At 62.5% G+C, this 6,810-nt stretch carries 8 protein-coding genes; 4 read left to right on the top strand and 4 right to left on the bottom strand.

All coding sequences use genetic code 11. From position 1 onward, the window contains the following. The 3 genes from EN750_RS12490 to EN750_RS12480 all read left to right on the top strand — a co-directional run. The coding region (locus tag EN750_RS12490; protein WP_127396603.1) for a FliG C-terminal domain-containing protein at nucleotides 1-536 on the top strand (536 nt) is incomplete at its 5' end. Nucleotides 537-545: 9 nt separating this feature from the next. Further along, a complete protein-coding gene (flhB, locus tag EN750_RS12485) occupies nucleotides 546-1,628 on the top strand; it encodes a flagellar biosynthesis protein FlhB (protein ID WP_127396602.1) in 1,083 nt (360 codons plus the stop codon). Continuing rightward, the gene (locus tag EN750_RS12480) at nucleotides 1,625-2,062 is read left to right on the top strand and encodes a hypothetical protein (protein ID WP_127380740.1); all 438 of its coding nucleotides are present in this window, start codon (nucleotides 1,625-1,627) and stop codon (nucleotides 2,060-2,062) included. The genes flhB and EN750_RS12480 overlap by 4 nt, the downstream gene beginning before the upstream one ends. Nucleotides 2,063-2,096: 34 nt before the next feature. Here the strand turns inward: EN750_RS12480 and EN750_RS12475 are convergent, their stop codons facing one another. The 4 genes from EN750_RS12475 to EN750_RS12460 all read right to left on the bottom strand — a co-directional run bounded on the left by EN750_RS12475 (nucleotide 2,097) and on the right by EN750_RS12460 (nucleotide 5,842). Continuing rightward, nucleotides 2,097-2,867, bottom strand: a complete 771-nt coding sequence (locus tag EN750_RS12475; RefSeq protein WP_127396601.1) for a helix-turn-helix transcriptional regulator — start codon at nucleotides 2,865-2,867, stop codon at nucleotides 2,097-2,099. Then, the gene (locus EN750_RS12470; protein WP_127268993.1) at nucleotides 2,864-3,574 is read right to left on the bottom strand and encodes a helix-turn-helix transcriptional regulator; all 711 of its coding nucleotides are present in this window, start codon (nucleotides 3,572-3,574) and stop codon (nucleotides 2,864-2,866) included. The genes EN750_RS12475 and EN750_RS12470 overlap by 4 nt, the downstream gene beginning before the upstream one ends. Before the next feature lie 553 nt (nucleotides 3,575-4,127). Continuing rightward, complete coding sequence (locus tag EN750_RS12465; protein WP_127396600.1) at nucleotides 4,128-5,159, bottom strand: histone deacetylase family protein; 1,032 nt, start codon at nucleotides 5,157-5,159, stop codon at nucleotides 4,128-4,130. Between the two features lie 26 nt (nucleotides 5,160-5,185). Further along, nucleotides 5,186-5,842, bottom strand: a complete 657-nt coding sequence (locus tag EN750_RS12460) for a TetR/AcrR family transcriptional regulator (protein WP_127396599.1) — start codon at nucleotides 5,840-5,842, stop codon at nucleotides 5,186-5,188. A gap of 259 nt (nucleotides 5,843-6,101) precedes the next feature. On the opposite strand from EN750_RS12460, the gene EN750_RS12455 reads away from it, so the two are divergent. Continuing rightward, nucleotides 6,102-6,810 (top strand): amidohydrolase family protein (locus EN750_RS12455; protein WP_145967597.1); only part of this gene is annotated, 709 nt, incomplete at its 3' end.

Below are 6,810 nucleotides of genomic sequence, written 5' to 3'. Positions count from 1 at the left end.
GTGGAGAAATCATCAAGCGCATGGTGACGATGGCCAATGTTCCCGACGCTGCCGCCAGGATCGTCGAAAACCGGCTGCGCACCAGCGTGCTGGCGGAAACCTCGACCAAGGACACCTCGGCCGGGCAGGCGCGTGTCGCCAGCGTTCTCAACGAACTCGACAAGCCGCTGCTCGAGGAGGTCATGCAGGATCTGGAAGCAGCCGGCACGCCTGATCTCGACGGTGTGAGGGCCCGCCTGTTTGCTTTCGACGACTTGCCGTTGCTCACCCAGAAAGCCCGGGTGCTGCTGTTCGACGGGCTGTCGACGGAGTTGGTCACGCTGGCCCTGCGCGGCACTTCGGCCGCACTCGCAGAATCGGTGCTGTCGGCCATCGGCGCCCGCTCGCGGCGCATGATCGAAGCCGAACTCGGACAGGGCTCGGACGGGGTCCCTCTCGCCGACATCACGGCGGCCCGCAAGACGATCGTTACGACGACGATCCGCCTGTCGCGCGAAGGCGCCTTCGAACTGCCCTCGACCCAAGACGCCGCCTAAGGCCGCGCCATGGCTGACGCGGTCGACAAGGATTCGAAAACCGAAGAGGCGACGGAAAAGAAGATCCGCGACACCATCGAACAGGGCAAACTGCCCCATTCGCGGGAGACAGCGCTCCTTGCCTCGTTCGTTGCCATCCTGGTGTTCACCGTCTTCTACGCCAAGGATGCGATCATCGATCTCGGCATGTTCCTGTCGATGTTCCTGGAGAAGCCGGAAGCCTGGCCGATGGACACCGAGACCGACGTCATCGCGCTCTACAAGATCGTCCTCCTCGAGGTTGGCCGCGCCGTCCTGAGCCTGATGGTGCTGCTGACCGTCGCCGGCGTCGGCGCCTCGGTGTTCCAGAACATGCCGCAATTCGTAGGCGAGCGGGTCCGGCCGCAACTCTCGCGCATTTCGATCGCCAAGGGGTGGAACAGGCTGTTCGGCATCCAGGGTTGGGTCGAGTTCCTGAAGTCACTCGGCAAGGTCGGGTTTGCCATCGTCGTGCTGAGCTTCACGCTGTCGGAAGACCACCGAAAGCTGCTCGCCGGGATGATCACCAATCCGGTCGCCTTCGGTCTCGTCATCCGCGGCATCGCCGTCGACATCCTGGTGGCGATCGTCTTCGTCATGGGGCTGATCGCGGCAATCGACATCGTCTGGTCGCGCTTCCACTGGAAGCAGGATCTGCGCATGAGCAAGCAGGAGGTCAAGGACGAGTTCAAACAGTCCGAGGGCGACCCGATCGTCAAGTCGCGGCTGCGCTCGCTGGCGCGCGACCGGGCGCGCAAGCGGATGATGACGGCGGTGCCGCGCGCGACGCTGATCATCGCCAACCCAACGCACTTCTCGATCGCGCTGAAATATGTGCGCGACGAGGACTCGGCACCCATGGTGCTGGCCAAGGGGCAGGATCTGGTGGCGCTGAAAATCCGCGAGATCGCGCGGGAACACAACATCCCGGTCTTCGAGGACGTGGCGCTCGCCCGCTCCATGTACAAGCAAGTTTCGGTCGATAGTGTGATCCCGTCACAATTCTACCAGGCCGTCGCCGAACTGGTGCGGATCGTCTACTCGAAAAAGGCTGAGCGCAGACAGATTTCATGAACCGGCAACCACACGCAAAATCTCGCGAGATCATAGTCGCCAGCGCCATCGAGCAGGTGGTGGGGGAACTCAGGCTGATCGATGTCGCCGACTACATCGCCTTTATCCGGCTGGAGCATTTCGCGTGCCTGTCGGACCTGGTCGATTCAGCGGTCGAGTTGTTCTTCATGCCGGGCACTCTGCGGCTCGGCCATGGTGGTGAGGCGCATGTCGACTGGAGCGGCAGCCCGCGCATCGTGCTCGATCTGGAACTGAGGCCGCCCGGCGTCACCGTCTATTTCCAGCTGACGCTGAGCGAGCTCGGCGCTTCGGTGGCGGTCAACTACGTGTCGTTCGAGAAGCCGGGCGAAGACCCGGAGCACAATACGGCGCTGCTCGAGGCGGTGATCGAACAGGCGCGCATCCGCAGGGTCGAGCCGCTCGCCTATCGCTGACGTCGGTCGCTATCGAGCTGCCTGTCGAAAACCCCTATTCGATCAAGCCCAGCCGCAGCGCCTTGGCCACGGCCTGGTTGCGATTGACGGCGTTGAGCTTCTGGGTCGATTGGGTCAGATACTGGTTAGCGGTGTGCACCGATAGTTTCAGGAGCCGCGCGATCTCTTCGCTGGTGTTGCCGTTGGCGGTCAGCTTCAGGCATTCGAGCTCGCGCTTGGAGATTGCCCGCATGCGGCCGGTATCGCCCGGACGGATGCGGGCGACGGCGGCGAACAGCGAAAAGCAGCGGGCGTGTATTTCGTAGAGCGCATCCTGCTGCAAGGTCATCTCCGAGCCCAGGAATACGACAAGACCGCATTGGCCGCGGTCGGCGTGCACGGGAAAAGCGATGCCGCTGGTTCCGGGCACCAGCGCCGCCATCTGCTCGGTCCAGGCGAGAGTGGTAAACAGCTCCACCATGGCAAGGACGCCGTCATCCGTCCACCAGCGCGGTTCGGTCGAGAGGCGGGTGTGGCGCACGATCTCCTCGCCGTTGGCGCCTGAGATGAACTTGGTCGCCACGGCAATGCCCGGATAGTCGGAATCAAAGCATGGCACGAGCCGCGCCCGCTCGGGCGAGGGGCTTACGAAGAAGAGGCCGAAAGCCGAGGCATTCATGTCAACGGCGATCCAGCGGCAGCGGCGCACGGCATCGGGAATGGTGACAGCGTGATGGGTTTCGGAGCTAAGGGTGAAGGCCCCGAACGGGTTGCGCTGCTCGTTGAAAAGGGCTTCGGCCGTTTCCTTGATATCGGCGTGTTTCAAATGATGCCGCTCCTGATCGCCGTGGCGATGGCCATCGCGCGGTTGCTGGCCGCAAATTTCTGGATGGCGTGGGTGATGTAGCTGTTGACGGTGTTGGAGGAGACGCCAAGGATGACGGCGACCTCGTCGGTGGTCTTGCCTTCGGAAACCCAGAACAGGCATTCGCGCTCGCGATCCGACAACGGATCCTGCATGGCGGCAGCGGCAATCAGTTGCGGGATGTGCGAGAGCGCGTAGCAGCATTTCAGTTGCGCCCGCATCAACGCCGGCTGGTCGATGCTGCCGGCGGTCGCCGCAGAGAACAGGGCGAACAGGCGCTGGCGACCGACATTAAGGCGCAGCGAATAGATTTCGGCATGGCCGAGCACGTCGAGAAGGCGGGCTTCCTCTCCGGTGATCAATCCGTCTGTTTCTGGTGCCCGGGATGCCACGAGCGGATGTGGACGGATACCTGGCGCGACGGTGAGCGCGCCTTGCGCGAGCCCGGCGATCAGCCGCTTGCCGATCAGTTCGATGGCATCGAAAATCCAGTTGGAGGAGACGATGCGCGCATCGTTGCGGTCCTGGTCGTGGACAATGGCGACCAACATGTAGCTGTCGGCCCCGATCTCGGCGGTCAGTTGCATGAAAAAGCTGGTGAGATCGCCGCGCGACGTCAGGCGCGAGCCCAATGTGTCGGATTGAAGAAGTGCGGCGGGACTGCTCATTCTTGTTGCTTTTGGCCGGAATCGTTTCTGCTGTCCGGATGCTGGGAGCCAGCCGCCGAACCCGAATACGCATTACTTTGACGAAGACACACGCGTGGCGCAGGGCTGCGCCGAACCAAATCCCGAATCCATTCAGGGAACGCGAAGCCGTCCGCGTCTGGTGCCGGAAAAGCTCCGGAACAAGAGACTTTGGGTGGTCGCCGCGCCCCCCAAGGACCGGCTGATTCGGGTCTAATCTACCCGCAGTTGAATCTGACATCAAACGCGATTTGACAAAATCGAATCCGGTGGACTCACGTGCGACTCAGAGGTCGGTTTTCGCGCCTCGGACAGAAGACCGGGACGCGAAAATCTTCGCCGGCCATTTCGGCAGCCGGTCGATTTCCCCAGGCTAGGGAGTATTTGAATGGACGGGCGCGCCGGTGCTGGCGCCGAACGCTAAGGCCTTGGCCTGATCGTGGGAGCCGGGCGATGTTGCCGCCCGGTCCCGGTGGCCTTTTGCTTATGCCTGTCGTTGTCCCAAAACCGCTAGATGCTCCGGGACGACAGGCATTTACCGATCCTCGAACCCGGTCAGCACGCCGACCGCGTTGATGCCGATCTCCTCGACGGCATAGCCGCCTTCCATGACGAACAGCGTCGGCAGGCCGAGCCCGGCGATGCGGCGGCCGATCTTGGGATAGTCCGATGTCTTCAGCTTGAACTGGCTGATCGGGTCCTTCTCGAACGTATCGACACCCAGCGAGACGATGACGACATCCGGTGCATAAGCGGTGAGCCTGGCGCAGGCATCCTCGAGCGAGGCGTTCCATGCATCCCAGTCGGTGCCGAAGGGCATCGGATAGTTGATGTTGAAGCCTTCGCCGGCACCCGCGCCGCGTTCGTCGGCATGGCCGAGGAAGAACGGGTACTCGACCATCGGATCGCCATGCAGATTGAGCACCTGGACGTCTGCACGGTCGTAGAAGATCTCCTGCGTGCCGTTGCCGTGGTGATAGTCGACGTCGAGGATCGAGATGCGTCTGGCGCCCTGGTCGCGGAACCATTGCGCGGCGACGGCGGCGTTGTTGATGTAGCAATAGCCGCCCATGAAGCCAGCCCCGGCATGGTGGCCGGGCGGACGGCAGAGCGCGAAGGCGGAAGCCTCGCCATCCTTGACCAGGCCGGCGGCGGTCAGCGCCACATCGTAGGAAGACTTGATCGCAGCCCATGTGCCTTCGACGAAGGTGGCGCCGGCATCGAAGGAATAATAGCCGAGCAGTGCGTCGACGCGCTTTGGTGGCACGTCGCCGCGCAGGCCGCGCGTCGGCCAGGTGAAGGGCATCGCCGTGCCCGTGAGGCCTGCTTCCAGCCATTGCGGCCAGACTGTCGGGAGAAAGTCGATATAGTCCGATTTGTGGATGCGCTTGGCGGCGGCGAGGTCATGTTCGTGCGGCGCGATGATGGGACCGAGTTTCTCGCTTTCGACCCGTGCCTTGATGAATTCGGCCCGCGATGGCTTTTCGAAACCCGGCACGATGGCTGATGTGACCAGTTCCATTTGGCCGGCATGGCCGGCGTGCAGAGGGGAGAAAACAGTCTTCATAAATTCCTCTCGAAGTGTGAAATCAGTCAAGATTCAAGATTGAGATAAGGGCTCACCAGAGCGAGCCACATTCTTTCCACATCGTCCTCGATGAGGTCGTATGTCTTGCGGTCCCTTTTCAGCCCGACAAGCCGGCACGCGTGCCCGACGTCCATCATCAGCACGCCGAGCCGGCCGGCGATCTTGTCTTCAAGCGCCGGGTTCACATGCTGCAGCCATGCGGCGTAGAGCGCGATGATCTGCTCGTCATATTCGTTCTGGATCGGCCTGAGGTCGGCATTGCCTGAAATGGCCTCGATCACCGGCATCAGGCTGGCGTTTTCGAGGTAGAGTCTGGACGTGTCGATGAAGAGCTTGCGCACTTCGCGCCGAAACTCTTCACGGTTGGTGGGCGGGGCGACCTTGATACGCTTGGCGATCACCTCGGGAAAGGATGACAGCCAGCGCCTGGCGAGGTCCAGAAGAATGGCTTCCTTGTTGGGAAAGTATTGGTAGATCGAACCAACCGACAAGCCTGCGCGCTGCGCAATGGCGAGCGTCGTGGGCGTCTTGGTTCCTTGCTCCCGCGTCAAGACCAGCGCTGCGTCGAGAATCCGGTCGACCACCTTGCTGGAGCGTTGTTGCCGCGGCTGCTTGCGCGGTTCGAGCGCTATCCTGGTTTTGCGGTCGAGACTGCGCTTCACCGTCCGATGTCCTCGTTCCCCGCCCGGTCTCAACATGGTGGGAGCTTGCTGTCCACAATACATTCCAGATTCGGTATGTTGACAAACGCGAATAATCAGTCGCATTCTTTATCCACGCTGCCTCTTGGGATGACAAGGGGAATTTCCAAGACAGCGCGCTGGCATTCTTTTTCGTCCCATGGCGCCGCTCCGGTGGAGTGGCAGGTCGTTGGACAAGAGGTTGTCGGTCTCAGTCAGTCGTCAAAAGCGCGGAGTCGCGATGTCTGTCACAGGTGCGGGTCACAATGCGGATCTGATCGTCATCAATGGTCGTGTACTGACCATCGACGACGACAATCCCACCGCCGAGGCTGTCGCCGTCAAGGATGGCGCAATCGTCGCCATCGGCAGCCGCGCCTCCATCGAAGAGTTCAAGGGACCGGCCACCAGGGTCATCGACGCCAAGGGCGGTTCGGTGGTCCCGGGGTTCATCGAAGCCCATATGCATCTGTTTTCGGGCGGGGCTGAACTTGCCCACCTTCAACTCACCGGTATTCATGGCTTCGAGGCGCTGCAGAAGGCGATCCGCGACTATGCGCCGACCCGGCCCGACGCGAAGATGCTGGTCGGCCAGGGCGTCGACTACACCGTGCTCGGCAGCGAGCGCGTGACGCGCCATCACCTCGACGCCATTTTGCCCGATCGCCCGTTCTGCATGGCGGCGCCCGACCATCACACCATGTGGGCCAACACCAAGGCGCTGGAAATGGCCGGCATCCTGCAGGGGCGCACGCTTGGTCCGGGCAATGAGATCGTCATGGGTGACGATGGTCTGGCCGCCGGTGAATTGCGCGAAGGCGAGGCCTTTGGCCCGGTGCTCGATCTTGCCGGCGAAGGCCGGGTGCGGCTGGGGCTGTCGACCGGCGGCGAGCCGGACCCGATGCCGACGACGGCGGAGCGGGACGCCGACCGCGACATCATGCGGCGCG

The organism is Mesorhizobium sp. M7A.F.Ca.ET.027.03.2.1, assembly GCF_003999175.1.
GTDB lineage: Bacteria > Pseudomonadota > Alphaproteobacteria > Rhizobiales > Rhizobiaceae > Mesorhizobium.
This window is presented reverse-complemented; position numbering and strand designations above follow the sequence as displayed.

What these genes read in the sequence shown, in the direction of transcription:
- flhB (WP_127396602.1), top strand. Translation starts at nt 546, where the DNA reads ATGGCTGACGCGGTCGACAAGGATTCGAAAACCGAAGAGGCGACGGAA.
- EN750_RS12480 (WP_127380740.1), top strand. Translation starts at nt 1,625, where the DNA reads ATGAACCGGCAACCACACGCAAAATCTCGCGAGATCATAGTCGCCAGC.
- EN750_RS12470 (WP_127268993.1), bottom strand. Translation starts at nt 3,574, where the DNA reads ATGAGCAGTCCCGCCGCACTTCTTCAATCCGACACATTGGGCTCGCGC.
- EN750_RS12465 (WP_127396600.1), bottom strand. Translation starts at nt 5,159, where the DNA reads ATGAAGACTGTTTTCTCCCCTCTGCACGCCGGCCATGCCGGCCAAATG.